General features: G+C 37.8%; 35 protein-coding genes. 33 read left to right on the forward strand and 2 right to left on the reverse strand.

Annotated elements, in window-relative coordinates; all coding sequences use genetic code 11:
- The first annotated feature begins 4 nt into the window (after nucleotides 1–4).
- From OZX59_RS00005 to OZX59_RS00040, 8 genes are all read left to right on the forward strand, one after another.
- Complete coding sequence (locus OZX59_RS00005) at nucleotides 5–808, forward strand: DnaA/Hda family protein (protein ID WP_277126100.1); 804 nt, start codon at nucleotides 5–7, stop codon at nucleotides 806–808.
- Complete coding sequence (ssb, locus tag OZX59_RS00010) at nucleotides 809–1,264, forward strand: single-stranded DNA-binding protein (RefSeq protein WP_277126101.1); 456 nt, start codon at nucleotides 809–811, stop codon at nucleotides 1,262–1,264.
- A 13-nt stretch (nucleotides 1,265–1,277) separates the two neighbouring features.
- Nucleotides 1,278–1,565, forward strand: coding sequence for a DUF6275 family protein (locus tag OZX59_RS00015; RefSeq protein WP_277126102.1), 288 nt, complete (start codon nucleotides 1,278–1,280; stop codon nucleotides 1,563–1,565).
- Nucleotides 1,566–1,761: 196 nt separating this feature from the next.
- Entirely contained in the window at nucleotides 1,762–2,232 is a 471-nt protein-coding gene (locus OZX59_RS00020) for a hypothetical protein (protein WP_277126103.1), read from the forward strand.
- Nucleotides 2,225–2,605, forward strand: a complete 381-nt coding sequence (locus tag OZX59_RS00025; protein ID WP_277127019.1) for a VRR-NUC domain-containing protein — start codon at nucleotides 2,225–2,227, stop codon at nucleotides 2,603–2,605. The genes OZX59_RS00020 and OZX59_RS00025 overlap by 8 nt, the downstream gene beginning before the upstream one ends.
- Nucleotides 2,595–2,792: a hypothetical protein gene (locus OZX59_RS00030; protein ID WP_277126104.1), complete on the forward strand. Its 198-nt coding sequence runs from the start codon at nucleotides 2,595–2,597 to the stop codon at nucleotides 2,790–2,792. The genes OZX59_RS00025 and OZX59_RS00030 overlap by 11 nt, the downstream gene beginning before the upstream one ends.
- Nucleotides 2,773–3,261 carry a hypothetical protein gene (locus OZX59_RS00035; protein ID WP_277126105.1) on the forward strand — a complete coding sequence of 163 codons (489 nt, stop codon included), beginning with the start codon at nucleotides 2,773–2,775 and terminating at the stop codon, nucleotides 3,259–3,261. The genes OZX59_RS00030 and OZX59_RS00035 overlap by 20 nt, the downstream gene beginning before the upstream one ends.
- 16 nt (nucleotides 3,262–3,277) lie before the next feature.
- Nucleotides 3,278–3,733: an ArpU family phage packaging/lysis transcriptional regulator gene (locus OZX59_RS00040; RefSeq protein WP_277126106.1), complete on the forward strand. Its 456-nt coding sequence runs from the start codon at nucleotides 3,278–3,280 to the stop codon at nucleotides 3,731–3,733.
- A gap of 43 nt (nucleotides 3,734–3,776) precedes the next feature.
- Here the strand turns inward: OZX59_RS00040 and OZX59_RS00045 are convergent, their stop codons facing one another.
- Nucleotides 3,777–4,052: a type II toxin-antitoxin system YafQ family toxin gene (locus tag OZX59_RS00045; protein ID WP_277126107.1), complete on the reverse strand. Its 276-nt coding sequence runs from the start codon at nucleotides 4,050–4,052 to the stop codon at nucleotides 3,777–3,779.
- Complete coding sequence (locus OZX59_RS00050; protein WP_277126108.1) at nucleotides 4,039–4,317, reverse strand: type II toxin-antitoxin system RelB/DinJ family antitoxin; 279 nt, start codon at nucleotides 4,315–4,317, stop codon at nucleotides 4,039–4,041. The genes OZX59_RS00045 and OZX59_RS00050 overlap by 14 nt, the downstream gene beginning before the upstream one ends.
- A 400-nt stretch (nucleotides 4,318–4,717) precedes the next feature.
- On the opposite strand from OZX59_RS00050, the gene OZX59_RS00055 reads away from it, so the two are divergent.
- The 25 genes from OZX59_RS00055 to OZX59_RS00175 all read left to right on the forward strand — a co-directional run bounded on the left by OZX59_RS00055 (nucleotide 4,718) and on the right by OZX59_RS00175 (nucleotide 24,821).
- Entirely contained in the window at nucleotides 4,718–5,626 is a 909-nt protein-coding gene (locus tag OZX59_RS00055) for a hypothetical protein (RefSeq protein ID WP_277126109.1), read from the forward strand.
- A gap of 45 nt (nucleotides 5,627–5,671) precedes the next feature.
- A complete protein-coding gene (locus OZX59_RS00060; RefSeq protein WP_277126110.1) occupies nucleotides 5,672–5,980 on the forward strand; it encodes a hypothetical protein in 309 nt (102 codons plus the stop codon).
- Nucleotides 5,981–6,033: 53 nt separating this feature from the next.
- Nucleotides 6,034–6,468 carry a terminase small subunit gene (locus tag OZX59_RS00065; RefSeq protein WP_277126111.1) on the forward strand — a complete coding sequence of 145 codons (435 nt, stop codon included), beginning with the start codon at nucleotides 6,034–6,036 and terminating at the stop codon, nucleotides 6,466–6,468.
- Nucleotides 6,461–7,708, forward strand: a complete 1,248-nt coding sequence (locus tag OZX59_RS00070) for a PBSX family phage terminase large subunit (RefSeq protein ID WP_277126112.1) — start codon at nucleotides 6,461–6,463, stop codon at nucleotides 7,706–7,708. The genes OZX59_RS00065 and OZX59_RS00070 overlap by 8 nt, the downstream gene beginning before the upstream one ends.
- Nucleotides 7,699–9,123, forward strand: coding sequence for a phage portal protein (locus OZX59_RS00075; RefSeq protein ID WP_277126113.1), 1,425 nt, complete (start codon nucleotides 7,699–7,701; stop codon nucleotides 9,121–9,123). Before OZX59_RS00070 ends, OZX59_RS00075 begins: the two co-directional genes overlap by 10 nt.
- Entirely contained in the window at nucleotides 9,101–10,510 is a 1,410-nt protein-coding gene (locus tag OZX59_RS00080; RefSeq protein WP_277126114.1) for a minor capsid protein, read from the forward strand. Before OZX59_RS00075 ends, OZX59_RS00080 begins: the two co-directional genes overlap by 23 nt.
- Before the next feature lie 11 nt (nucleotides 10,511–10,521).
- A complete protein-coding gene (locus OZX59_RS00085) occupies nucleotides 10,522–10,731 on the forward strand; it encodes a hypothetical protein (RefSeq protein ID WP_277126115.1) in 210 nt (69 codons plus the stop codon).
- Nucleotides 10,731–11,060, forward strand: a complete 330-nt coding sequence (locus tag OZX59_RS00090; RefSeq protein WP_277126116.1) for a YjcQ family protein — start codon at nucleotides 10,731–10,733, stop codon at nucleotides 11,058–11,060. The genes OZX59_RS00085 and OZX59_RS00090 overlap by 1 nt, the downstream gene beginning before the upstream one ends.
- 110 nt (nucleotides 11,061–11,170) lie before the next feature.
- Entirely contained in the window at nucleotides 11,171–11,734 is a 564-nt protein-coding gene (locus OZX59_RS00095; RefSeq protein ID WP_277126117.1) for a phage scaffolding protein, read from the forward strand.
- Nucleotides 11,721–12,716: a capsid protein gene (locus OZX59_RS00100; protein WP_277126118.1), complete on the forward strand. Its 996-nt coding sequence runs from the start codon at nucleotides 11,721–11,723 to the stop codon at nucleotides 12,714–12,716. The genes OZX59_RS00095 and OZX59_RS00100 overlap by 14 nt, the downstream gene beginning before the upstream one ends.
- A gap of 8 nt (nucleotides 12,717–12,724) precedes the next feature.
- Entirely contained in the window at nucleotides 12,725–13,111 is a 387-nt protein-coding gene (locus OZX59_RS00105) for a hypothetical protein (RefSeq protein ID WP_277126119.1), read from the forward strand.
- Nucleotides 13,108–13,470 (forward strand): hypothetical protein, encoded by a 363-nt coding sequence (locus OZX59_RS00110; protein ID WP_277126120.1) that lies wholly within the window; start codon nucleotides 13,108–13,110, stop codon nucleotides 13,468–13,470. The genes OZX59_RS00105 and OZX59_RS00110 overlap by 4 nt, the downstream gene beginning before the upstream one ends.
- Nucleotides 13,467–13,871, forward strand: coding sequence for an HK97 gp10 family phage protein (locus OZX59_RS00115; protein ID WP_277126121.1), 405 nt, complete (start codon nucleotides 13,467–13,469; stop codon nucleotides 13,869–13,871). Before OZX59_RS00110 ends, OZX59_RS00115 begins: the two co-directional genes overlap by 4 nt.
- A complete protein-coding gene (locus OZX59_RS00120; protein WP_277126122.1) occupies nucleotides 13,868–14,278 on the forward strand; it encodes a DUF6838 family protein in 411 nt (136 codons plus the stop codon). Before OZX59_RS00115 ends, OZX59_RS00120 begins: the two co-directional genes overlap by 4 nt.
- A complete protein-coding gene (locus OZX59_RS00125) occupies nucleotides 14,259–14,444 on the forward strand; it encodes a hypothetical protein (protein ID WP_277126123.1) in 186 nt (61 codons plus the stop codon). Before OZX59_RS00120 ends, OZX59_RS00125 begins: the two co-directional genes overlap by 20 nt.
- On the forward strand, nucleotides 14,445–15,809 hold the full coding sequence (locus OZX59_RS00130) for a phage tail sheath family protein (RefSeq protein WP_277126124.1): 1,365 nt from the start codon (nucleotides 14,445–14,447) through the stop codon (nucleotides 15,807–15,809).
- A 13-nt stretch (nucleotides 15,810–15,822) separates the two neighbouring features.
- On the forward strand, nucleotides 15,823–16,299 hold the full coding sequence (locus tag OZX59_RS00135; RefSeq protein WP_277126125.1) for a phage tail tube protein: 477 nt from the start codon (nucleotides 15,823–15,825) through the stop codon (nucleotides 16,297–16,299).
- A gap of 11 nt (nucleotides 16,300–16,310) precedes the next feature.
- Entirely contained in the window at nucleotides 16,311–16,730 is a 420-nt protein-coding gene (locus OZX59_RS00140) for a hypothetical protein (RefSeq protein ID WP_277126126.1), read from the forward strand.
- Between the two features lie 219 nt (nucleotides 16,731–16,949).
- Nucleotides 16,950–20,168: a tape measure protein gene (locus OZX59_RS00145; protein ID WP_277126127.1), complete on the forward strand. Its 3,219-nt coding sequence runs from the start codon at nucleotides 16,950–16,952 to the stop codon at nucleotides 20,166–20,168.
- Between the two features lie 13 nt (nucleotides 20,169–20,181).
- A complete protein-coding gene (locus OZX59_RS00150; RefSeq protein ID WP_277126128.1) occupies nucleotides 20,182–20,925 on the forward strand; it encodes a hypothetical protein in 744 nt (247 codons plus the stop codon).
- Nucleotides 20,922–21,947, forward strand: a complete 1,026-nt coding sequence (locus OZX59_RS00155; RefSeq protein ID WP_277126129.1) for a late control protein D — start codon at nucleotides 20,922–20,924, stop codon at nucleotides 21,945–21,947. Before OZX59_RS00150 ends, OZX59_RS00155 begins: the two co-directional genes overlap by 4 nt.
- Nucleotides 21,920–22,300: a DUF2577 domain-containing protein gene (locus OZX59_RS00160; protein ID WP_277126130.1), complete on the forward strand. Its 381-nt coding sequence runs from the start codon at nucleotides 21,920–21,922 to the stop codon at nucleotides 22,298–22,300. The genes OZX59_RS00155 and OZX59_RS00160 overlap by 28 nt, the downstream gene beginning before the upstream one ends.
- Nucleotides 22,301–22,656: 356 nt before the next feature.
- Nucleotides 22,657–23,139, forward strand: a complete 483-nt coding sequence (locus OZX59_RS00165; protein WP_348636459.1) for a DUF2634 domain-containing protein — start codon at nucleotides 22,657–22,659, stop codon at nucleotides 23,137–23,139.
- Complete coding sequence (locus OZX59_RS00170; RefSeq protein WP_277126131.1) at nucleotides 23,126–24,274, forward strand: baseplate J/gp47 family protein; 1,149 nt, start codon at nucleotides 23,126–23,128, stop codon at nucleotides 24,272–24,274. Before OZX59_RS00165 ends, OZX59_RS00170 begins: the two co-directional genes overlap by 14 nt.
- Nucleotides 24,267–24,821 (forward strand): putative phage tail protein, encoded by a 555-nt coding sequence (locus tag OZX59_RS00175; RefSeq protein ID WP_277126132.1) that lies wholly within the window; start codon nucleotides 24,267–24,269, stop codon nucleotides 24,819–24,821. Before OZX59_RS00170 ends, OZX59_RS00175 begins: the two co-directional genes overlap by 8 nt.
- Nucleotides 24,822–24,830 lie beyond the last annotated feature (9 nt).

Genomic DNA, 24,830 nt, shown 5'->3' on the forward strand with positions numbered 1-24,830 from the left:
TATTATGTCAAGTTCAATTGGAAGTATGGTTGGGGCATTGACGCGTGCGGTTAGGCAAACAAGTGAACAATGTCCAATTCATGGAACCAACTTAGTTTATGTTGCTGGTGTTAAAAAGGTAAAACCTTTCTGTCTTGAATGTACTAAGGCTAAACGTGATGAGCAAGATAGACAAATGCACGAGGACCATAAAATCAGGCGAATGCGGGGCTATCTCCGTGGACAATCGCTAGTTGATCGTGATGCGACTTTTGGCTACACCTTTGCGACTTTTAAAAGTAATACCAATTCTAGCGAACACTTTGCTAAAGAAGCAGCTAGACAGATTGCAGGAGCTTATCTCAAACAGCCTGATAAGAAATTCAATACTTTGTTTTATGGCAATGCCGGAGCAGGGAAAACGCACTTAGCAATGGCAATTTTAAATGCGGTGAATGATAATGCTGAACCAATGCAGAAATGCTTGTTTCTTAGTGTTAATAAGCTTATTCGCGAGATGAAGAACTGGTTTAGTGATAAGACACAGCCATGGTCACCTAAACGGGTGGCAGAAGTGGTCCAAAGAGCAGATTTGGTAGTTTTAGATGATTTAGGCTCAGAGAGTGCTAATAGTGAAGCAACTAGTTTTGTGCAAGATACTATTTTTGATATTTACGAGAGCAATCAACGCATCATCACAACAACGAATTTGGATATGCAGCAACTCCATACTACTTACCATTCAAGATTAGTAAGTCGCATGCAAGAAGGCGGAGCAGGACACGTAATTGATTTTACTAAGATTAGAGATAAAAGAAGAGGTTTATAGATGATTAATAGAACGGTATTAGTAGGACGGCTCACACGTGACCCAGAGCTAAGGACAACGCAAAGCGGTTTGTCGGTGCTGTCGTTTACTTTAGCAGTTGAGCGAACATTTAAAAATAAAGATGGCTCACGTGACGCTGACTTTATTCAGTGTGTTGCTTGGAAGAAAACGGCGGAGATAATTAATCAATATTGCCACAAAGGTTCAATGATTGGTGTAGATGGTCGCATTCAAACTAGAAATTATGAAGATAAGAATGGTCAGCGAGTTTACGTTACTGAAATTGTAGCAGATCAGATTGCACTACTTGATCCAAAGGATAGCAATCAAGGCCAGCAAGGTAGCTATCAACAAAACAACAGCAGATATAACAGTAATCAAAATCAAATTGAAACAGATCCATTTACTGGTAGTAGCGACACAATCGATATTTCAGATGACGACTTACCGTTTTAGGAGGAACAAATCAATGGATAATAAAAGATTTATAAGTATTTGTAAGCAAAGCGTCGCAGAATATGCTAAAGCAGACGAGGATAGCATTTTTGTAACTTGGCTAGTTAAAGCAGCAGATAATAACAAAGCAATGTTAGGTATCGAAGGAGAAAGCTCTGACTATTACGAATGCACATATAAAGGTTCAGAGCACAAACTTTACATGGATGTTTATACTAGAGCACAGCATTTGGGTATTACTGATGAAGCACTAAAAAGCTTTGAATTTAAGCAAAACGTAATGGATGAACTTGAGGCATAGCGATGACTGAAAAAGGGTGTAAGTATTGCAGATACGATAAACATGGAGATACTCAGACTTTGATCATGGATAAAAAGGAAACGATCGCGATTGACTCTGATACTAGCGAGCTGTTTTTGCTAAAGAGTGATGGCTCCGAGCTTAACAGAAAAATCTGCTATTGTCCGATGTGCGGTAGAAAGCTAGAGGCATAGCGATGACTGAAGAAAAAAGAATTATTGAACATAACGATAGATGCTTGTTTGTAACAAATGATTGGTGTGGCACTAAAGTCTTGGGCGGAGGATTAGATACCAAAGGAGTATATGCAAGAGCTAGACGAGTTCCTATGACTAAAAAAGAGTTTATGGAATTAGCAATTAATGAAAAATTTGAAGACTATGCAAGTACTATTTTGTATTGGTATGGCGCTCCTGATAAAGAATCAATGGAAAATTTTTGGGATTTGTTTTCTAAGCCAGTTCCAGAGAGAAGGTGGTATGTGAAAGTGCCACATACTAACAACGGTTATTATCACAAGTGGAGCAATGATAACCAAATAAATGCAGGCGAAATCGAAAACGGCAACATTATTGGAAGAGTTGGTAAACAGTATTATCAGTTCACTAAACCTGAAATCAAAAAATATCATCTTGAAGATTGCGAGAAGGTGCCAGTTGATGATTGATGTTGTTAAGCAGGCTTATGAACAAGGCATTATCACTAAAGCAACAACAGAGCATGACATACAGAATAATATTCGTAAATTGTTTTCATTCTGTGGGTATTTAACATTTCGGGCTAATGTTGGCAAAGTTTTGATGCAGAATGGTCGTTGGTTTGATACTGGATTACCAAAAGGATTTCCTGATTTATTCGGTTATGATGATTTAAATAAACCATTCTTTATTGAAGTTAAAACGAAGACTGGTAGACCACGTAAAGAACAAGTTATTTTTCATGAAATGCTGACAGAGCGTGGTATCTGTCATGGCATTGCGCGTAGTCCTGAAGAGGCAATTGAAATTGTGAAAGGGGATTATATAGGGTATGGATATTAAATCAGTAATTCGTATGAATGATGGCAGAACATCTTATCAGGTCAAAGAATCAATGGATGAAATTATAGATAACCTATTCGATGCACAATTTGTTATTGTGACGGATTTTGCGATTGGCGAAGTATGGATCAATACTTCTAACATCGTTTCGATTTCGAGGTATAACAATGAATACAATTCCTTATAACTTAATCCATGAAATTGAAAATAAATATGGTTGTTTAGCTGATGCGCCTGACGATGAACCGATTTTAGCTAAGATACATCAAAAGTTTGGTATTAAAGAGCGACCTCCAAAAGATCGCGCAGGACGAATATCTGCTTTGATAAAGCGCGGATATTCTTGTTCACAGATTATGCAAAGTGTTGGTTGTGATAACTCTTATGTTTATAAAATTGCTAAAAAATATCATTTAAAATTTTTACCGAATTTTAAATATAAGCTTACTGATAAATCTGGAAAAGTAGCGTTTCTATCATCTTTAAGTAACTTAAAAGCACTTGGAATTGATAGAGCACTCAGTATTGAACAGGCAACAGCTTTACTAAATCAGCGCGGTTATACTTTGTCGGTGAAGAAATACTATCGCTGGAATCAGGTACCTGAGGGTACAAAGTACATGAAACGTAATGATAAAAAGATTTATGTAAAGTAAAGAAAGGATTGAGTTTGTGGAAGAAGTTGACCTAGGTTTAGACATTGATCAAACTAAAACCGCTAAAAAAGTACGTGATTTTTTTAAATATACTTTTCCAAATTATTTAGTCAAAGCTGGATTTCATCGTACAGATTTAAGCAGTCCACAACTCGATCCAACGGGAATAGCAGTTCATGGCGGTAATTCGGCGGAATCTAAAATGGCTCATATTTTTGAAATGCAGGATAGATGTAAAGCAGTCTATCAAGCAATCAATTATTGCTCAGATAGCCAAAAGCAGCCTTTTAGGACGATTTTAAAAGCTTTATATATAGATGAACTAGAAGACTGGAAAGTGGCAGCAAAAGTCCAATACAGCGATTCTCGATATGGAGATTTGAAACGCTATGCTTTATGTCAATTTGCTGATTCACTTGAAACACAGAAGACAAGATATGGTGTAGATATTCCGGAACTAAAAGTTTTCTAGATATAAAAAAGCTTGAGTAACTTTTTATGGTTACTTAAGCTTTTTACTTACCAAATAATTGGCTATGCGAGCCTGTGTCAACTAAATAAAGTATCAGCTCATTGCCTTTGATTTTATAAGTCAATAGCCAATCCGGTTCGATATGTAATTCGCGAGTTCCTTGCCACTTTCCTTTAAGTTCATGGTCATGGTAATTAGGACTTATAGTATTTGTAACTATGGCTTTCACAGCAGCGACTAGCTTGTTGATATCTTTTCCTTGCTTAATTGCTTGTTTGGCAGATTTCTTAAATTTACGTGATTGCTTAACTTTGTACATATTTACGTAAATCTTCTTCCCAGTCTTCAACAGAATCAAATGATTCAACATTACCTGAGTTGATTTCATCCAAAGCTTGATCCATTTCGGTAGTCACACGTGGTTGAAAAGGTAACTCACGATCATCAACAGAACGTTTTAGAAACATTGTGATTGCAGCGCTTAATGTTAGTCCCATATCTTTGAAAACTAAATCTGCTTCATTTTTTAAATTGGTATCAATTTTAACATTTAGGTTAGTTTTTTTACTTACATCAGTTGACATTAATGTTTCCTTCTTTCTTTTATTCTACAAGTATTATATCTCTCTTTAATCCTAGAGTAAAGCACTATAAATAAAATTGGATAATATGCTGCAATATTTTTTAAAATCGGTGCAGAATCGTTACAAAATCGGTGCTCAATCGGGGTTAAGGGATGCTATATTGTTATTGTCGAAAAGATTGGATAGCGGAAAATACCTAAGTTTTCGACACCAATTTTAATTGGGTTTTCCTCCTACAATGGTTAGCAGCGATGGTCTCTTACATAGGTTCGATTCCTATGGCTGCTATCGTCCGTGATGGCGGTAAACTAAATTTATTCATCTCAAAAAGTCTAAACTTATGTTCATCTGATGATTATTGTAGTATCATTATGATGAATTAGATTGGAGATGATTATAGATGGCAAAATATAAATTTGAAGTTCACTATGTTGGAGAAGCAGTTGAAAACAGCAGCATACCGATTAATGACCTTGCACCATCTTTGTTGTCTTTGTCAGAAGCATTTCAGACCATTCAAAAAATAAATAATCCAGATGGAGAGCGACTGTCTTTAAATATTAGTGCGACAAAAAAAGGTTCATTTATAGCTGAATTATTTTTGGTTAATGGCCCAGATTTAATAAAAAAAGCTATGAATTTGCTTAATGGTAATGATTCGCAAGCTTTTTTAAACTTAACTCAATATGCTGGAATTTTTATTACAGCAGTTGATACTATTAAAAGAATTGCAGATAAAAAGATAGCTTCTAAAAAAGAAGAAGAAGGTCAAGTTAAATTAAAACTTGATGATGAAACTAGCTTAACAATTCCAGAAGCTGTTTTTAAAACCTACGGAAACGTCGAATTTAGAAAGCAGATTCATGATGTAATGAAGCCACTTGATAAAAGCGGGATCAGCGGTATTGATTTTTCACATGATGAAAAGATAAAAGTTTCAGTGGGAGAAAAAGAATATCATAATTTTGAGGTACCGCCAACTAAAGAAAAAGAGTTAACTGATGAGGTTTCAGAAGTCTATCTACAAATAATTAATGTTGCATTTGAACATGGAAAATGGAAATTTAGTAATGGGGCAAGTCAATTTTTTGCTGATATTGAAGATCAGGATTTTTTAGATGCTGTAACAAAAAATGAACAGCGTTTTGGTTCAACTGACACTCTCAAAGTAAAAATGAAGACTTCGCAATATTTAGATACGGATGGTAAGTTAAAAAGCAATTACACGATACTTAAGGTATTAGATCATATAAAAGGTTCTGAAGAAATTGAATTGGATTTGTTTGATTCAAATAAAAAAGATAATTAACTCATAGACGACTTAACAGCCGTCTTTTTGTTTGGAGGAAAACGTATGAACATTGTTAGAACAGATAAAGGTGAAAGCAAAAATAATATCAATATTATTATGTTAAAACCAGGTGACATTATTTGCTCAAGTTATGCCAATGGCTTAAATAATAGTTTCTTTATTATTTCGGTTAGCTATCCAATTGGGAAAAGTTGCGAAGATGGTGAAGAATATTATAGTGCTGTCAATTTGAGTACAGGCGAGGCAGTTATAAAGGAAAAAGGTCTTATTAATTTTTGTAATAAAATTAGTGAAACACTAATGAATTTAAAAAGGGTAACATCTGAAGTTCAGATTGTAAGTGATAAATAATCCTAGGCGACCCCGCGGCCGTCTTTTTTGATGCAGAAAGAAGGTGGTAATGCTTGAGCTTAACAGTAAAACAACGAAAATTTTGTGATGAGTACATAAAAACTGGTAATGCTACAGAAGCAGCAATAAAAGCTGGCTATTCTAAACGAACAGCTTACTCAATTGGACAAGAAAACCTGAAGAAAGTTGAAATCGCAAATTACTTGGAGAAGCGTATGAAAGAAATATCTGATAGCAAAGTTGCTGACCAGCAAGAAATACTTGAGTATTTATCATCTGTGATGCGAGGCGAACAAAAAGAAGATGTAGCAACTGCAAAAGGTGTCTTTAAGGGCGTTGCTGTTGGCGCAAAAGATAGGATTAAGGCTGCTGAACTGCTAGGTAAACGGTCAGCGATGTGGACTGAAAAGCATGACGTGAATGCTAAGCTTATTAGTCCAGTGAAAATTATTGATGATATTCCAAAGGATAGTGAAGAAGATGGTTAGATTATCTAACTTGATTGCACCATCCTTTTTTAGTGTTTATCAAGACGTTAAACATCATAAATATGCCAACTACTGGCTAAAAGGAGGGCGTGGTTCAACCAAGTCTTCTTTTGTTTCCATTGTAATTATTCTGGGCATGATGCAAGATCCTGAAGCTAATGCAATGGTTATTCGTAAGGTTGCCGCAACATTGCGTGACTCGGTATTCGATCAATATTTGTGGGCAATAGATAAGCTGGGTGTATCTGATTACTGGGCTTCCAGTACAAGTCCAATGCAGCTGACTTACTTACCAACGGGACAGCAAATTCGTTTCAAGGGTGCTGACAAACCGCAAAAGATTAAGTCACAGAAATTTAGGCACGGTTATACGAAGTTCAAACATTTTGAAGAGATTTCAGACTTCAAAGGCATGGAAGAAATCCGTAATATCAATCAATCTTTAAATCGTGGTGGTTCAGGGATTGTTACCTTTAGTAGTTATAATCCGCCAGCTAGTCAACGTAATTGGGTTAATGAAGCGACTGAACAGCAGGGCTTACGTTCTGATACATTGGTGCATTCGTCAGATTATCGCTCAGTGCCGCAAGAGTGGCTTGGTAAGGAGTTTATTGCTGATGCTGAACAGTTGAAGCATGACAATTTAAAAGCCTATCAGCATGAGTATTTGGGTGAAGTAACAGGTACGGGTGCAGAGGTCTTTGACAATTTAACAATTCGACAAATTACTCAACAAGAGCGCAGCAATTTTGAAAGTATTTATCATGGTATGGACTTTGGCTTTACCAACGATCCAACTGCTTACGTTGATATTGCCTACGAACCCAATAAGCGACGAATACTTATTTTTAATGAAATATACCAACGCCGTTTAATGAACAATGAAGCAGCTGAAAAGATTAAGAATGCTGGTGTAGAACACGAACTAATATCAGCGGATGCGGCAGAACCCAACACTATTGCTGAACTGCGAAGACTAGGGCTTAATGTTGTCGGTGCTCCAAAAGGTAAAGGCAGCCGTGAGTTTACTTATAAATGGCTGCAAGGACTGGCAGAGATTGTAATTGATCCTGTATCGTGTCCGAATGCCGCTAGAGAATTTAAAGGCTATGAATACGAAAGAGATGGCATGGGTAACTTCATCGAGAATTATCCTGATGGTGATGACCATACAATTGATGCAGTTAGATACGGTATGAGAAGAGCAATGGTGAAAGGAGGCTTCGTTCCTTGGAAATAACAGCAATACAAGAATTAATAAAGAGTACTTCAAAAAGTCGTGAGTCATTTAAAAATGAATATGAAAAATCATTGCGCTATTATAAGACGCAAAACGATATTACCAACAAGAATAATGGCAAGTCTAAAACAAACAAAGATGGCAAAGATGAGCCACTAAGGCATGCTGATAATCGTGTGAGTTCAAACTTCCATCAGTTATTAGTAAATCAAGAAGCTGGTTATGTGGCCACAGTTGCTCCGCAAATTGATGTGGGCAGCCAGGCGGATAGTAATAAAGTAGCTGATGTGTTGGGTGATAACTTTAATCTCACACTCAACCAGCTGGTTATTGATGCTGCTAATGCGGGCATTGCATGGCTACACTATTGGCTTGATGAAGACGGTAATTTTAGATATGGCGTAATTGAACCAAGTCAGATAACTCCGATATGGTCAACTGAACTCAACCGCAAGCTACTTGCAGTACTGCGTAGCTATCGTCAATTTGATGAAGACAAAGGCGAATACTTCAATGTTCATGAATATTGGACTGATAAAGTTTGCCAAGTTTATCGAGAAAAGGATAATGCTAATAAGTATGAGCTTGAGCCATATAATTGCTTCACTAGCTTTGATATGACGGCAGGCTATGAGACTGGGCAAAGTAATGTATATGAACATGATATGGGTCGAGTACCGTTTATTGCGTTTCCTAAAAACAAGTATCAGCAGCCTGATTTGATGAAATACAAGGGCTTGATAGATGCCTATGATGATATTTACAACGGTTTTATCAATGACCTAGATGATGTACAAGAAGTTATTCTGGTGCTGACCAATTATGGCGGTGAAGATGTAGATAGGTTTGAAAATGACCTGAAGCAGCATAAAGCCATCAAATTAGATAATATTGGGACTGGCGACAAATCCGGTGTTGATAAGCTAACAATCGATATCCCAACGGAAGCACGTGACGATGCGCTGAAAATCACACGTGAAGATATCTTTCTTTATGGCCAAGGTGTTGACCCAGCCAAGTTTGAATCAACTAATGCAAGTGGTGTAGCCATCAAGATGCTGTATTCTCACCTTGAGATGAAAGCAGCCAATACTGAAACACACTTTAGAGATGCCATTACAGAATTAGTGCGAGCAATTATGAATCACCTCGGCTTATCTAATCCAGATGGACGTAAGATTACGCAGACATGGACACGTACGCAGGTTGAAGATGATCTAACGCAGGCACAAACAGTTGCCCAGCTAGCTAACTATACAAGTAAGGAAGCCATTGCTAGAAATAATCCACTGGTTGAAGATTGGCAGCAAGAGCTGGAAGACCAGAAGCAGGATGTTGCCAATGATGATCAATATGCTGGTGATGACTATAAGCAAGTAGACGGTGCCGATAATGACGAAGAAACAGACGCTTAGGTATTGGCAACAACGTCAACTAGATGAAAAGCAACGTCAGTTAGACAACGCCACCGATTATGAAATAGCATTGCGTAGTCGCATGAAAAGCTTGTTTGTCGAAATTCAGCAAGAAACAGATAAATTTATGAAGCGTTATGCGGCAAATAATGATATATCTGTTGGTGCTGCAAGAAAGTTGCTTGCACATATCAACACCACTAATTGGCAGATGACCCTTAAGGAATTCGAAACAAAGGCTAAAGCAGGTGGCTTTGATAAGGAATTAGATAACGAGTATTTTAAAAGTAGAATTGCTCGTTTGCAGAATATCAATGAGCAACTACAGGAATTATGTGGTAAGTTTGCTGATAAAGAGTCTGGCAACATGGGGAATGCGTTAGCTAATCAGTTTCAAGATACTTACCTTCACCAGAATTACAATTGGCAGGACTCACATAACGGCTTTAGTATTGATTTTACACATTTTAATGAAACACAACTAAAGCAGATAGCTAATCAACCTTGGCAAGGCAGCAATTTTTCTAAGAGGATTTGGAAGAACTATCATGATGTTTTGCCCGATCAATTAACTGATGTCTTACTACGTGGTACATTGCTTGGCTATTCGTCTCAGCGTGTTACTAGGATGCTACAAGATAGATTTGTGGATATCCAAAGAAAGCAAATTCATCGGTTGGTTATTACGGAAATGGGACACGTTGCCGAAGAAGCAACTGCATCTTTTTACGAAGATTCCAAAATTGAACGGTACGAATATATGGCCACGCTTGAGTCGCATACTTGCGAAGAGTGTGGCTATTTAGATGGCAAGATTTTTAATGTTAAAGATAGAATTGACAGTGAGAATTACCCGCTAATCCACCCGTATTGTCGCTGTACAACAGTGCCTTATGATGAAAATTTACCTGATATTGAAACTCGTTGGATGCGTGATCCTGAAACAGGCAAAGGTAGGTTGGTCGACAGCATGAGCTTTCAAGATTGGAAGAAGCAATATGTTGATCATACTGATATCAAGATTGAAAATCGTGCTGTTCGTATGGAACCAAAGAAAAATGGTAAATATGAGTGGAATGAACTTAATGCCGAGGCGTATAATAAGCATGTAAAGGGAACACCAGAATTCGATAACTATGCTAAAGGACGAAAAAAGCCAATTAGCGAACTAATATTGTCGGCTGAAGAAGTTCAAAAGCTAATTAATAAATATGGTTATAAAGAATACGATCAGAATAAAAATAAGGTTTTGTTTACTGACGATTCTTATATTGGTCAATGGGCTAGTATTGATGGCAAACTATATCCTACTAAAAATGGTCGTATTGGTTATAGTAAAAAGAAAGGCTGTCATGTGACACCGCAAAAACCAGATTATCTAGAATAAGGAGGTTTATTATGAATCCTAGAAAGATGTCAATTCAAGAAATAGATCAACACTTTTATGGAAGAAATGTAGAATTTACTTTAAATAATGGCAAAAAGAAAACTATTTTTGTTCAAGATATTCTAAATGAAGAAGATGATGAGCCAGAACTTACTTTTATTGGTGATAGCATTGAAAATGAAATTGGTATATCGGATATAGTTAGTGCAGAGGCAGTTTAATGGCTAAAGATGACTATTTTGTAATTATGTACATGCTGCTTAAACAGCTGTATGATTACCTAAAGCAAGGTAAAATTATCTCTAATGAAGAATTAGATGAAATAGGTAGTCAATATAATCAACAATATTGGACCTATATTTTGCTTAATATGTCTGAACAAGATTATATTACTGGCATTACACCAGTAAAGGCTTTGGGAGGAACAAGTATTAAGTATAACAATGTGCAAATTACTCCAACAGGGATTGAATACTTATTTAGCAATTCAATGATGGAACGAGTTAAACGAACACTAAAAGATATTAAAGGAATTATTCCTGGAATGTAGCATTCAGAATTATCTGAGTGCTATTTGTTTGCCCTGAGCATGGCGTAAAAAGGCTTATTTTTTATACCTTGCGAGAAGTCAACTCGTAAAAAGATGTTAAAGGAGCAGAAATGAAAAGAGAAAATTTAAAAGAGTTAGGTTTGAGCGAAGACGTTATTGACAAAGTCATGACTATGAATGGTGAAGACATTAATGCTGCTAAGACAAAGGCGACTGAACTTGAAGAAACCAACAAGTCATTAACTGAACAGATTACTAATCGTGATAAAGATTTGAAAAAGCTGCAGAAGCAAGTCAAAGATAACGATGGCTTAAGTGATCAGTTAAAGGATTTACAGGCTCAATACAAGCAAGATACTACGAAACTTAATGAACAGCTGAGTCAGACCAAGCTATCTAATGCAATTAATCAGTCACTTACGCAAAATAAAGTACGTAACACTAAGGCTGCCAAAGCTTTACTCAATATGGACGATATCAAGCTTGATGAGCAAGGCAATTTGATTGGCTTAGATGAACAGGTTAAAAGTCTCAAAAAGTCCGATGCCTATCTATTTGATGAAGGCAGTAAGCAAACTTATGAGCCTAAGAATGGTGATCCAACTGGCGATAACGAAGCTCAAACTATGACAAATATTTTTACGAAAGGATTGGTAAATAATGACAACAATTAATTTTGCTGAACAGTATCAGCAAGCAATTCAAGATTCATTCTATAATTTAGATGGAGTTTTATATTCAAGAGCTTTATGGAATTCTCCAGCAAACTCAATGATTAAATTTGATGGGGCAAAGCATATTAAACTACCGAAGCTTACAATTTTAAGTGGACGAAAGGATAGACAACGGCGAACGATTACTGGCTTTAGTACCAATTATTCTAACGACTGGGAAAGCTATGAACTAACTAATGAGCGTTATTGGCAAACACTAGTTGATCCACTTGATGTTGATGAAACAAATTATGTGGTATCAATTGCTAACATCACTAAGCAATTCAATTTGACTCAAAAGATGCCAGAGCAAGACAGATTCATGTTTAGTCGGTTATTTAGTCAGAAGCAAGAATTAGATGGTGGTCAAGGCATTCATAATGAGACGCTAGACGAAAATAACATTCTTGAAGCCTTTGATACTATGATGTTGGACTTTGATGAAGCTCGGGTACCAGCACAAAATCGAGTGCTTTATATCACACCAAAGATTAATGCCATTTTAAAACGAGCAGTGGCCAAGAATCGGAGTATGTCGATTGATGCTAATAATCCACAAAGAACAGTTTACAGTATTGATTCTGTCAAGCTTGTGATTGTTCCGGCTGATTTAATGCAAACAGCATTTGACTTTAGCGATGGCTCAAAGGTAATCGATTCGTCTAAGCAAATTGACATGTTCTTAATTTATAACGGCATTCAACTGGCACCTGAGAAGTATTCATTTTCTGGATTTGATCAACCGAGTGCTGCTAATTCAGGCAACTACCTGTATTACGAAGAGTCATACAATGATGTACTTTTATTGCAAACAAAGACCGCGGGGATTGAATTTGTGGTATCAGATAAACCGACTGTTGCACCTGCACCAGAGGTACAAGATGTTGAGCCGGAACAAAATACTCCAGCAGGTAAAGCGTCAAAGAAGAAGTCAAGTAAGTAGGTACGGACATGCATTATCCTGCTTATGAAGACACACTTGCTAAAGTAAAGCTGCTAATATCAAATGATGAGAATAATCCAAGCTATGAAGCAATTGTTAAGTTTACGCTTGAGAAAGCAATCAATGATGTAGCTAATTACTGTAATACGCCAATTGATAAATTGCCGGAAGAATTGAGCAGTACAATTGTTAGTTTAACTGTGCAGCTACTTGAAACTCACGGCTGGCTAAATGGTCAGCAAAGCGACAGAAATGTATCGAGTATTTCTGAAGGCGATGTGTCAGTGACGTTTAAGCAGCCAAGCGAAGTCTATAAGGATTTGCAGACTGTTAACGCAGTTAGTGATGACTATCGTGCAATTCTTAATCACTACAGGAGGTTACCAGAGCAATGACAATGTTTGATAATTTAACACGTGCTGCACCATTGCTTTGGCATGATAAGGCAACTATTACTGGTAAGCGGGCGATTAAACATGGTGCTATCACTGATAGCGAGACCGTGACGATTGTTTCCAATGAGCCATGCAAAGTTGTCTTAAAAACTCAAAAAGCTAGTGCACAGTCGTTCTTTGGCACTGATGAATACGATGCAGAACTGTTAATCAGAACTGGTATTGATATTCCAGCAGGTGCCAGAATTGCCGTTACTGATATGAATGGCAAAGTAGTTAAGTATAAGTATGCCAGCAAAGGCTATACCGGTTATGCTAGTCATCAAGAACTGGCAATGGTAAGGGATGAAAAAGCATGAGTCTAGGAACAGTTGACGATGCTGAATTTAAAGCTTTCACTGAAAAGATTAAAGGTGCTGTAGATATGGGGCAACTAAAGAAAGCTGTTGAACATAGCGGTACTCACATTGCTTTTGAAGCTTTGAAGAGGCTAAAAGCTACTACGCCTGTCAAAACTGGACACTTAAGGCGATCCTGGTTTTACACCGGAATGCACTATGATGGTAGTGGCTTCGTAGTTAATTTAAAAAATGATGCTGAATATGCTTCATTTGTTGAAAATGGGCATAGAACTCAAGGAGGCGGTAGCTGGGTGCCTGGATTATTTTTCATGAAGAAGGCAACGGAAAGCATCAATCATCAACTTCCACAATTAGTTAGTCCTGCACTAAAAGAGTTTGAAAGAATATTAAGACCATGACCATAACAGAGAGAATTGCAAATGAAATAGCTAGTATTTTTCCAGATGCAGTAATTTATACAGAGAATCAAGACAGTAGCTTTGAGCAACCGTCTTTTTTTATTCAAAAAATATTGACTGCGACAGCTCCGCTATTATTTGAGAATCAAGATCGGAAATACCACTATCAAGTGGTGTATTTTCCAGAGAAAGAGCACTCAAATGCTGATATGGAGCGTGTGGAAGATAAGTTATTGGATAATTTTACACAACTATCAGGTTTTGCCAGTATTCATAACCGTGAATTTGAAATTGATACGGCAAATACCGTTTTAGAGGTTAAATTTGAGGTTTGGACTTGGACAATTGGACAGGATGACACAATTAAACAAAGAAAGGTAGAAGTAAATGGCGGAATTAAAAACTAAAAAGCCAATTAGAAAAGAAAATAAATTTACTAAAAAAGCAATTCTTAATAGCAATCTTTTTGGGACAGTTGATAAGGATATCCTAGCAACAGTTTTGGACCATAACAGAACATATACAGTTGATGAATTGCAAGCAGCCATTAAGAAATTTAAAGGAGGTATTTAAATGGCAGGTGGAACATGGAAAACGCAAAAAAAACGGCGTCCAGGTGCTTACGTTAATGTAAAAAGCACGGCAAAGGCAACTTCAGAATCAAGCCTTGGTAGAACGTTGTTACTTAGCAATGCTCAACTAGGTTGGGGTGCTAAAGGCGTGATTGAATTGCACAATGACAGCAATTTTAAGGAGCTACTGGGCACAACAATTGACGATCCAAAATTAATAGCATTAAAGCAAGTACTAAAGGGGGCTGAAACAGTCCTCTTTTTAAATACTAATGATGGAGTAAGAGCTAGTCTTAACGATCCAGCCCTACCATGGAAGTTTGTGGCACGTTATCCTGGAACTAAGGGCAATGATATTTCTATTAGCTTAGAAAAGGATCCAAATAATACGACAATTGTTAATATTACAACATTGTTTGGCACAGAAATTGTTGATGAACAAACAGTCACTACAACAACGGCTGGTAATTTGTTAAGCAATGACTACGTCAGCGTAACTCTAACCGCTGAAGACGGTGGACAAGCTAAGCTAGATGCAATCAATGCAGCTGCTAGTTATCAACTAACTGGCGGGACGACTTCATCGGCTGCTACTGAAGATTTGATGTCTGACGTAATGGAAACTGAAAATTATTCGGTAGTAACTACAGCTGGTTATCCAGAAGATAGCAACATTCATAGTTTGTTAGTTAGTGCAGTTAAGCGACTACGTGACAGTGAGGGCATGAAGATTCGCGGTGTGATTCCGGCGAGTTCAAGTATTAATAACGTTAACTATGAAGGTATTTCGATGGTTGCCAACGGGTTGACGCTAAACGACGGTACAACTTTGTCAGTAACTGATGCGTCAGCGTACTTTGCTGGTCTGTCCAGTTCAGCTGATGCGGCTACTTCACTGACTTACTACGAAGTTGAAGATGCAATCAGTGCTAATCCGAAATTAAACAATGACAAGACAATTAAAGCTTTAGATGCAGGACAAATTGTCTTTACGACACGTCCTGGTCAACGGGTAGTGATTGAACAGGATATCAATTCACTCACTAAGTTTACTCAAGATAAGCCTAAGAGTTTTAGTAAGAATAGAGTAATGCGAACGCTTGATGAAATTGCAACTGATACCGAAGAGACTTTTGAGAAGTCATACTTGGGTAAAGTGGGCAACAATGCAGCAGGTCGAGATCTCTTTAAGGCTAATAGAGTAAGTTACTTACAGGGATTGAACAATAGCAATATCATTCAAGACTTCAGTGCAACTGATGTAGCTGTTGAAGCCGGAATTGATAGTGATTCTGTGGTAGTTGACCTAGCCGTTAAGCCAGTTGACTCAATGGAAAAGCTATATGTCACGATTAACGTAGGATAAAGGAGGTATTTAAATGGCTTTAGAAGCAAGTGATTTTTTAAATGGTAGAAATGCCATTTCGACTAAAGAAGCGACAGTAACTTTAACTATCAACGGTCAAGTTTATAAGATGATTGAGTGTAAGGAGTTTACTGCCAAGCTTGAAAAGAAAAAGGAAGACATCCAAACGCTTGGTACACACTGGAAGCGCAAAAAGACTACTTCAATCGAAGGAACAGGTAGCTTAAGTGGCTATCTGATTAACTCAAATTGGATTAAACAAGCGATGCCCTACATCGAGAATGGCCGCGACTTATATTTCGACATCACTTTAGCGATCGAGGATAAGACGACCGATTGGGGTAAGCAAGTAATCCAATTAACTAATGTAAACTTGGACGAAATTCCGATCGCCGATTTCAAGGCAGACGACGGTGTCATGGAAGTTAAATCCGACTTTTCGTTTGAAGGTTTTAATTTGATTGATGAATTTAATGGCAGTTTAGCTTAAGGAGAATAGAAATGACTGAAACAGTAAAAGATTTCTTAATGGAAAATGTTGAAAACCCAATTAAAAAAGAAGACGTGAATTTTAAACGGTTTAAATCGCCGTTTAAAATCAAGTCGCTATTAGCAGATGATGTCACTAAGCTGCGTAATCAAGCAACTAGACAGGTTTTAAATTCTAAAACACATCAGTACGAGGCACAAACTGATCAAAATAAATTTACTGATTTGATTGTTGAAGCAAGTGTTATGTCACCTGACTTACACAACGCAGATCTGATGAAGAGTTATGGTGTGGTTGATGGGGATGCAGCTAAATTGCTGCAAAGAATGCTAACCATTGGCGAATACAACGAATTGTCAGAGCGCGTCATCAAAATTTCTGGTATTGGTAATGAGGATGCTGAGGAAGTTAAGAAAACAGCAAAAAACTAATTGAAAACTCGGTTGGTGATTTTGCGGTATTCCATTATGTGCTTAATGAGTATCACTGGACACCTAAGCAATGGGAGTCATTGAGTAATCGAGAAAAAATTCTCATTCAAGCATCAATCGAGATTAGACAAGAACATGAAAAGCAAGCGCAAAGGGAGGCAAGACAAAAGTAATAGTCTTGTCTTTTTTGCTATTTAAAACAAAGAAAGGAGGGAAGAAATGAGTACAATTGAAGCAACGATAAAGATAGTTGACGCTTTTAGTGGTCCTCTGAATCGATTGTCTGGTGGATTGCAGAAAAGTATGGGTGGCTTTGAAAAGCTGAAGAGCTCACTAGGCGGTAATACTTTTGGCAATGCAACTAAGCAATCAAATGGCTTTTTTAAGTCGATGGTTGGTGGTCAAGTAGTTGGCAACATGATCAGTCAAGGCATGAATATGGCAGGTAATGGTATTCGATCAATGGTTGGCGAATTGAACGAAGCTAGCGTATCTTGGCAGACTTTTGAAGGTAATATGACCCAACTAGGCAAATCACCTGCACAGATTGCTAGTGCTAAGGCTTCGATGCAACAATTTGCCCAAGAAACGATTTACTCGGCTTCAGATATGTCATCGACGTATAGTCAATTAGCGGCTGTTGGTACTAAAAATACTGGTCAATTAGTCAAAGGCCTTGGTGGTCTAGCAGCGTCAGCTGAAGAACCCAAGCAAGCAATGAAGACAATTAGCCAGCAAGCCACGCAAATGGCGTCAAAACCAATGGTGCAGTGGCAAGACTTTAAGCTTATGCTTGAACAAGCACCAGCTGGTATGTCAGCAGTTGCTAAGACTATGGGTATGAGTTCAAAAGAAATGGTTGCCCAAGTCCAAGCGGGGACAATTAAAACTAAAGAGTTCTTAAATGCAGTTGCTAAAACTGGTACTAATGCCAACTTCACTAAAATGGCTACCCAGTACAAGACTGTTGGTCAAGCAATGGACGGACTAAAAGAAACCTTAGCTAATAAATTGCAGCCACAGTTTCAGAAGTTTAGTCAAATTGGAATTGATGCAATTTCCAAGATTACAGATAAATTAGGTAATGTTAATTTTGATTCATTTGCAGACAAGGCACTAGACGCTTTTAACACAGTAAAGAAAGCTGCAAGCGACATTTTCAGTGGCTTCAAGTCAACTGGAGCTTTATCGGCTGTTAATGATATGTTGCATGAACTTGGTAATTCAATCGGTAATGTTATGAATAAAGCTTCAGCAGGCGGTGGTAATAATTTCTTTACCCAGCTTGGCAGTTTTGCCGGTGGAGCAGTCAGAGGTGCAGCTAATGCGATTAGTGCAATTGCACAAGCAATCGGTCAAATGGATCCAAGTACGTTAAAAGCATTAGGAGCTGCATTTATTGTCTTAAAAGGTGGCGTCAAAGGCTTAGTACTTACTGGCGTAGTTGCTGGACTAAGTAAAATAGGTCAAATGGATTCGGGTCAAATAAGTAATGTTGCTAGTGCGATAAAGGTACTTACTGCGGCTTTAATTGGATTTAAAGCACTTGGAGGAATCGCTAATACAATTATGTCAATAAGCAGCGCTCTTGATGGTTTAAAAGCAATGCTAGAAGGTATGCAGACTATGGGAACAGCGCTAACAGCAGCAATAACTCCGATAGCTGGTACAATCGCAATAGCACTTGCTGCCGTTACTGTTGTGATAATCTCAGCAGTTTATGCTTGGCAAAATAATTTATTGGGCCTTAGAGATTTTATTTCTGGTATTTTTAATAATATTGGAAATATTTTTGCACCGTTTATGCAAGCATTAGGCAATCTGGGTAATGCATTGTCGCCAATCGGTAACATGCTATCCGGACTTGGCAAAATAATCGCAGGTGGTGTAGCTGGAGCTATTATGAAGGCTGTTCAGCTTTTTGGATTATTGGTTGATGCTATTACAATTGCTATAGATGCTATAGCTGGAATAATTTCGATGCTAAGAATGTTTGCTGATGGCTGTAATGTTGCATTACAAGCAATTAGAGACTTAGTTACTCGTAATTGGAGCTTTAGTAATGCTAAGAATGCCATGAAAGATGTGCAATCTGACGTTGACAACATGAAGAAATCCTTTGCTGGTATCGGAGACGTATTTAATAACGGTGCAACTGCTAACATTAATAGTGTTTTTGACCAAATAAGTAGTAAGGCTAAAAATGCTAAAGCTAATATTGATAATATAAAAGCACCAAATATTGCTCAAAGCAATGCTAATGTTATGAGCATGAACAATATTGCTGGTAATAAGCAGGCTCTAGGTAAAGCAAAAGTTAAAGTTGGTTATGAATTCGACGCTAATCCACTTGCTAAAATGAAAGCTCCAGCAAATATGAAAGTGAAAGCAGACACATCATCAGTTGATCAGACGCAACAAAGAATGGCAGCTAAATTTGGTGCTAAACCAGTGAAGACTAAGTTTAAAGCTGATACGTCATCACTAACAGAAACTCAGCAAAAAGCTCAGGATAAGTTTGGTACTAAGCCAATGAAAGTGAAAATTGCAACGCCTAAAGTACCAACACCAAAGGCGCCTAAAATTAAGGCACTGCATGTAAAGGTAGCACGCCCAAAAATACCTCAGCCTAAACGACCTAAAATCAAGCCGTTACATGTCAAAGTGGCTAGACCAACAATACCACAACCAAAGCGACCAAAACTTACGACATTACATGTCAAAGTAGCTCGTCCAACAATTCCTACACCTAAAATGCCTAAATTGGCCAAGATAGCCGCACCTAAAGTTGGTAAGCCATCGATGGCAGGCGTAGTGTCTGCAATTAGATCGGGAATGAATCAGGCTGTTGCAGCAGTAAGAGCTGGTGGTACTAAAATGGGCGCTGCTGTTCAGCAAGCCGTAAGTCGTGCCGCAGCAATTGCTCGAACTGGCGTAGGTCCAATGCGCAGTGCAGGTTCTATGATTGGAGCGGGATTAGCAGCAGGTATGCGATCGCAAATTGGTGCTGTTGCAGCTGCAGCTGATGCATTGGTTGCTCAAGCTAACCGAGCTGCTCGAGCCAAAGCTAAAATTAACTCGCCATCTAAGCTTTTTGCTGAAGTCGGTGGTTTCATCGGTCAGGGTATGGCAATGGGTATGATGGACACGGTAGGTCTAGTATCCACTGCTGGTGGTAACTTAATTAACGCTGCTAATAGTGGTGCAAGTGGTTCAGTTGGGCTCGACTATAAAGGCCCAGGTGCCATTACAGCTGATAGCCTTGCTCGTAGTCAGAATATTTCAAACCAGAATAGTAGCAGTGACAACGGCCGTGTGCTTACGATTGAAAAAGGTGCAATTCAAATTACGGGCTCACATAACTCTGAACAAACAGCCGAAGATGTACTTACTGCAATTGAAAATAAAATGATGGAAATCGATAATCGGAAACTATAGGGAGGTGTGATAAATGGCTAGCATTAGTAGTAAAGTCAAAAAGAAAGCGCAGAATGAATTAGAAGAAGACCAATTTACGATTTATTTAACGAATTATAAAGACAATAAAACCATTGAATTACCGGTTAATCCGGCTGATTTAATGGTCAAGTATGAATCTGATGATAAATCACAAACTGTGGTTAATTTGGGCGAGATTAATCAGCAAGGTTTTTTAAAGCTTAGCACTTTACAAATTGAAAGCACCTTTCCTAAAGAGGAGGAGCACTATGTTACAACTGACGACTTTCACAAGCCAGACTATTACATAAAATGGCTCAAGAAGATTGAAAAAGATCGGGGCCATCTGCAGCTAGTTGTGTCATCAACTAAACTTAGTAAGACAATGACTATTAGCAGTTTTGAAGTAGGCTTTAAAGATGGGTATGACGGCGAATATGCTTACACACTTGAACTGAAAGAATATCGTAAAGCCAGCTATACCAAAGTCAAAAAGAAAAAGAAGAAAAAAAGCAAAAAGTCTTCACATAAGAAAAAGCGTACTAGTCCTGCTAAAAAGATTGGTAGAGGTTCAACAGTAATTGTCAATGGGCGATTGCATGCTGATTCTGACGGTCATGGTAAAGGCTTATACGAGAAAAATGCTAAGCGTAAGGTAACCAATATTGCCAACGGGCATAAATACCCAATCCATGTGTCACTGACTTCTGGTGGTGCTCGAGGCTGGGTTAAGAAAAGTGAAGTGAAGAAAGCATGATTACATTTTTCCAGATTTGGTCCAGAGATAAGAAAAAAGGCTACGATGTTAAAAATATCGTAGCTAATTTAAAATGGATTACTGACTTAAATTTTAGTGCAGGACAGTTAGACTTTGACTTAGTGTATCAAGACAAGACTTATTTACCAGCCCTTGGCAGTATCGTAAAGTTCTATTGGGATCACAAAAAGGTATTTTACGGCTATGTTTTTAAAGCAAAACTTACGCATGAAAAAGTTGTCAGTATTACTGCTTTTGATAAAAGCCGTTATCTAAAGAATCAGGATTCGATTGTATGGAAGTCTGGCACAATAGCGGATCGTTTCAATGATGTTTGTAAACGAGCTGGCATCAGTCATAAGGTGGTTGATAAGCCTAAGCATAAAGTGGCCGCTGAAGTATGCGATGGCAAAAGCTATTTTGATATGCTCAAGTCAGCAATTAAGAAAACACTTAAGTCCACAGATCACATGTATTTTATCTATGCTAACTATTCTAAATTGGAATTACACCGTGCGCCAAGGAAAAAACTCAAAATTATTATTGGTGATAAATCAGGTATGACTGGTTTTACTTATTCCAAAGATATTGATAATACAGCAAACGTAGTTAAGATAATCCAAAAGAATGAGAAAAAATCGAAATCAAAGTCGGCTACTGCTAAAAGCGACGATCCTAAGAAGACTAGCTTTAAGTCAGTGACTAAAAAGGGTAGTACGGTTAGTCGCTGGGGTAAGCTGCAAATTACCGAAAATAAGAAGAATAAGGCTAATCATGCTCAAATGGTCAAGCAGGCTAAAAATACACTGAAGCAAAAAAATAAAGCTAATAAATCGCTAACAATTGATTGCATTGGCAACTTGGATTTAGTAGCTGGTAATAGCGCTGAAGTGAAGATTAAGGGATATAAAACAATAAAGAACTGTGCCATTTTAAAAGCAACGCATAATTTCGGCGCAGACTATACTTGTCAATTAGAAATGAAGGTGGCATCATGGCTGGCGAGCAACTCTGGAGAATGATGCATGAGCGTGGCGGCAGCGACAGCGAATATAGCGATATTGTCTATGGTACTGTTAGCTCAGTTGATCCATTAGAAGTACAACTGGCTAATGACATGATTTTAACTGACGATTTTATCGTGTTAGGTAAAAATATCGGCAAAATCGTACTAAATGGTAAGACTAAGGTATATGCTCATGATGACCAAATCGGTAAAGAATCAGGCACTAGACCGACTATTACTGAAAAAGTAAAGTACGAGCTAGACAATAGTCTTAAAAAAGATGATAAGGTAACGATGATTCGGATGGATGGCGGTCAGCAGTTTTATCTGTTTGAAAGAGAACCGAAGAAGCCGTTAGAATTAAGCTAAAACATGTTATAATTATGACGTTGGTTGAAAAACTAACAAGCCTATAAGTGGGAAGTGAGTTAAATGACTCGCCAAGAGTACCGCAAGGCAAGCAAAAAAGCCAACCGCAAAGTAAATTTTAATAAATTTACTAATGTGGTTAGCTTCCTAGCAAGTCTTGCAACAATCTTGAGCTTGTTACTCCAATTGTTCCAACTTTTTAGGTAACAAGCAAAGGGGAAGCGGAAACGTTTCCCTTTTGCTGTAATTATAGCAAAAATTGGGGATTATTCAAATGAAAAAACATGAAACTCTTTTTAAAGTAATAAAATTAATTTTGGATTTAATCATTATAGTTTTGGCAGGAATTCTTATTTATGAAAGAATCAGGAGGTGGTAAGCCAATGGATGATGATGACTTAATCATTGATGAAGATGACGGCTTTGATCCAGATCTAGATACAGTTGATAATGACGACGATGAAGAACTTGAAGAAGATGAACCAACACTAACTTTTCAAGTTAAAAATGGAAGAATTCGTAGCAAGTTTGATGAACTACCAGCTATGGTGCAGGCAGTCGATAAGATATTGCGCACTGAGCGCTTTGTTTATCCAATTTATAGTGACCAATACGGCAACGACTTACCAGACCTTTTTGGCAAGTCGTTTTCTTATGCTTGCGTTGAAATACAACGCATGTTAGAAGAAGCACTACTTGACGATGACCGAATCACTGATTTAGTTATTGATTCTATTCAGCAGCAAGATAGTACGACACTATTTGTAAAAGGGACTTGCACAACGATATATGGCCAAGTACCAATAGAAAGTGAGGTGAAGCTAGGTGACACCAGATGATTTAGCACAAGAATTTGAAGAACATGATGTAGACTACTATCTTGATGAAATGCTAGATGCAGTGCCAGATGATATTGACAAACGTGAGGGGTCAGTAATCTATGACGCGATTGCCCCAGCAGCCTTAGTTATGGCGCAAGAAAATTTGCGTATGGCCACGATTATTAGGGAAACTTATGTCAAAACAGCAGATGGTGAATTCTTAGACTATCGAGCACAAGAGCGTGGGACTGAAAGATACGCAGCAACACAAACGGAAGTTAAGGCTAAGATAACCGATAGTGATGGCAATGCAATTAATAATGTACAGATAGGCGACCAATTCGCAAGTATTGGTGAAACGCCTATTTTTTATACCGTGACGCAAGTTAATGAGGACTTAACTGTTGCTATGACTGCTGATGATCCAGGTACAACACCGAATGGGTATCTGGGGCAGATTTTACCAGTGACGCCAAATGATGAATTATCTTGGGCAGAGATTACGGAAATTATTGCGCCGGCTAGGGATGAAGAGACTGACGATCATTTACGCAGCCGGTTACTTGGTTCAGATGATTGGATTGCATACGGTGGCAATGTTAGTGACTATCTAGCAATGACTAGCAAAATCAATGAAGTTGGGGCAACGCAAGTTTATCCAGTTTGGAATGGACCCGGAACGGTCAAGCTAGTGATTCTGAATAACGACTTGATGCCAGCTAATCAGAGCTTAGTTAATAAAGTTAAAAACTTGATTGATCCATCTGGTAGTGAGGCTCAAGGATATGGTATGGCACCAATTGATCACAAAGTCATGGTGACAGCACCAACAGAGTTAACAATAGACATTATAACCAATATACAGATTGATGGTCAGCACGGTGTGGATACGGTTAAGCAGCAGATTAACGATAAGTTATCGGAGTACTTTAAAAATTTAAGAGCAGATTGGCATGTGATTGATCCAAAAACTGGACGAGGGTATGCAATGACAATTTATCGTTCAAAAATTTTAGCCCAGATCATGCAAGTTGACGGAGTAGTTAACGCCACAATTCCGACACTAAATGGAGCCGTCCAAGATGTGCAACTGATTTTTAACAATGATGAATCGCAGTTACCAATTTTAGGGAAGGTGACTTTGAATGAGTAACAACCTGATGGAATATTTACCCGAATATTATCAAGATGTCTACGAAATGCAAGCAATTATGCACGCACATGGACAGGTCTTAAACGATTTTGAAGATAGGCAAATTATCGCCTTGTTAAATCAATTTGTAACGCAAACAGATAGTAAGGGGATTGCTGTTTTTGAAGATCAGGTTGGCATTCAACCAACATTAGGCGAAAATTTAAAAACTAGGCAGAATAACGTCCTGATGAGGCTTTTGCCGCCAAGACCAATTACAATTAAGTATTTGCGGGAGCTATTTAATACATTAAAATTGCCCGTTAATATCACAATTGACCATGCTGAACGAAATGCAATTATAGAAGGTAATAGTACGGATATTGGCAATGAGCAAATTGACAATATTAGATATATTTTAAATGTTTATTTACCAGCTAATATGATCTATGAGATTAGAATCGCACTAAAGCAAGCGATCATTGGCAATGATTTATTTGTTGGATTGGGAACAACGGCAAAAGTAGAAACTGAGGTACAAGCAAATGTATCTCAGCTTTTTAATTAAGGAAGTGAT

This window comes from Lactobacillus sp. ESL0681 (assembly GCF_029392835.1).
GTDB lineage: Bacteria > Bacillota > Bacilli > Lactobacillales > Lactobacillaceae > Lactobacillus.

Coding starts and splice junctions, on each gene's coding strand:
- OZX59_RS00160 (WP_277126130.1), top strand. CDS start 21,920: ATGGCTGGCGAGCAACTCTGGAGAATGATGCATGAGCGTGGCGGCAGC.
- OZX59_RS00035 (WP_277126105.1), top strand. CDS start 2,773: ATGAATACAATTCCTTATAACTTAATCCATGAAATTGAAAATAAATAT.
- OZX59_RS00030 (WP_277126104.1), top strand. CDS start 2,595: ATGGATATTAAATCAGTAATTCGTATGAATGATGGCAGAACATCTTAT.
- OZX59_RS00005 (WP_277126100.1), top strand. CDS start 5: ATGTCAAGTTCAATTGGAAGTATGGTTGGGGCATTGACGCGTGCGGTT.
- OZX59_RS00155 (WP_277126129.1), top strand. CDS start 20,922: ATGATTACATTTTTCCAGATTTGGTCCAGAGATAAGAAAAAAGGCTAC.
- OZX59_RS00130 (WP_277126124.1), top strand. CDS start 14,445: ATGGCAGGTGGAACATGGAAAACGCAAAAAAAACGGCGTCCAGGTGCT.
- OZX59_RS00175 (WP_277126132.1), top strand. CDS start 24,267: ATGAGTAACAACCTGATGGAATATTTACCCGAATATTATCAAGATGTC.
- OZX59_RS00125 (WP_277126123.1), top strand. CDS start 14,259: ATGGCGGAATTAAAAACTAAAAAGCCAATTAGAAAAGAAAATAAATTT.
- OZX59_RS00115 (WP_277126121.1), top strand. CDS start 13,467: ATGAGTCTAGGAACAGTTGACGATGCTGAATTTAAAGCTTTCACTGAA.
- OZX59_RS00100 (WP_277126118.1), top strand. CDS start 11,721: ATGACAACAATTAATTTTGCTGAACAGTATCAGCAAGCAATTCAAGAT.
- OZX59_RS00055 (WP_277126109.1), top strand. CDS start 4,718: ATGGCAAAATATAAATTTGAAGTTCACTATGTTGGAGAAGCAGTTGAA.
- OZX59_RS00070 (WP_277126112.1), top strand. CDS start 6,461: ATGGTTAGATTATCTAACTTGATTGCACCATCCTTTTTTAGTGTTTAT.
- OZX59_RS00105 (WP_277126119.1), top strand. CDS start 12,725: ATGCATTATCCTGCTTATGAAGACACACTTGCTAAAGTAAAGCTGCTA.
- OZX59_RS00045 (WP_277126107.1), bottom strand. CDS start 4,052: ATGTACAAAGTTAAGCAATCACGTAAATTTAAGAAATCTGCCAAACAA.
- OZX59_RS00095 (WP_277126117.1), top strand. CDS start 11,171: ATGAAAAGAGAAAATTTAAAAGAGTTAGGTTTGAGCGAAGACGTTATT.
- OZX59_RS00120 (WP_277126122.1), top strand. CDS start 13,868: ATGACCATAACAGAGAGAATTGCAAATGAAATAGCTAGTATTTTTCCA.
- OZX59_RS00110 (WP_277126120.1), top strand. CDS start 13,108: ATGACAATGTTTGATAATTTAACACGTGCTGCACCATTGCTTTGGCAT.
- ssb (WP_277126101.1), top strand. CDS start 809: ATGATTAATAGAACGGTATTAGTAGGACGGCTCACACGTGACCCAGAG.
- OZX59_RS00015 (WP_277126102.1), top strand. CDS start 1,278: ATGGATAATAAAAGATTTATAAGTATTTGTAAGCAAAGCGTCGCAGAA.
- OZX59_RS00020 (WP_277126103.1), top strand. CDS start 1,762: ATGACTGAAGAAAAAAGAATTATTGAACATAACGATAGATGCTTGTTT.
- OZX59_RS00025 (WP_277127019.1), top strand. CDS start 2,225: ATGATTGATGTTGTTAAGCAGGCTTATGAACAAGGCATTATCACTAAA.
- OZX59_RS00050 (WP_277126108.1), bottom strand. CDS start 4,317: ATGTCAACTGATGTAAGTAAAAAAACTAACCTAAATGTTAAAATTGAT.
- OZX59_RS00060 (WP_277126110.1), top strand. CDS start 5,672: ATGAACATTGTTAGAACAGATAAAGGTGAAAGCAAAAATAATATCAAT.
- OZX59_RS00090 (WP_277126116.1), top strand. CDS start 10,731: ATGGCTAAAGATGACTATTTTGTAATTATGTACATGCTGCTTAAACAG.
- OZX59_RS00135 (WP_277126125.1), top strand. CDS start 15,823: ATGGCTTTAGAAGCAAGTGATTTTTTAAATGGTAGAAATGCCATTTCG.
- OZX59_RS00140 (WP_277126126.1), top strand. CDS start 16,311: ATGACTGAAACAGTAAAAGATTTCTTAATGGAAAATGTTGAAAACCCA.
- OZX59_RS00085 (WP_277126115.1), top strand. CDS start 10,522: ATGAATCCTAGAAAGATGTCAATTCAAGAAATAGATCAACACTTTTAT.
- OZX59_RS00080 (WP_277126114.1), top strand. CDS start 9,101: ATGACGAAGAAACAGACGCTTAGGTATTGGCAACAACGTCAACTAGAT.
- OZX59_RS00165 (WP_348636459.1), top strand. CDS start 22,657: ATGAAAGAATCAGGAGGTGGTAAGCCAATGGATGATGATGACTTAATC.
- OZX59_RS00150 (WP_277126128.1), top strand. CDS start 20,182: ATGGCTAGCATTAGTAGTAAAGTCAAAAAGAAAGCGCAGAATGAATTA.
- OZX59_RS00145 (WP_277126127.1), top strand. CDS start 16,950: ATGAGTACAATTGAAGCAACGATAAAGATAGTTGACGCTTTTAGTGGT.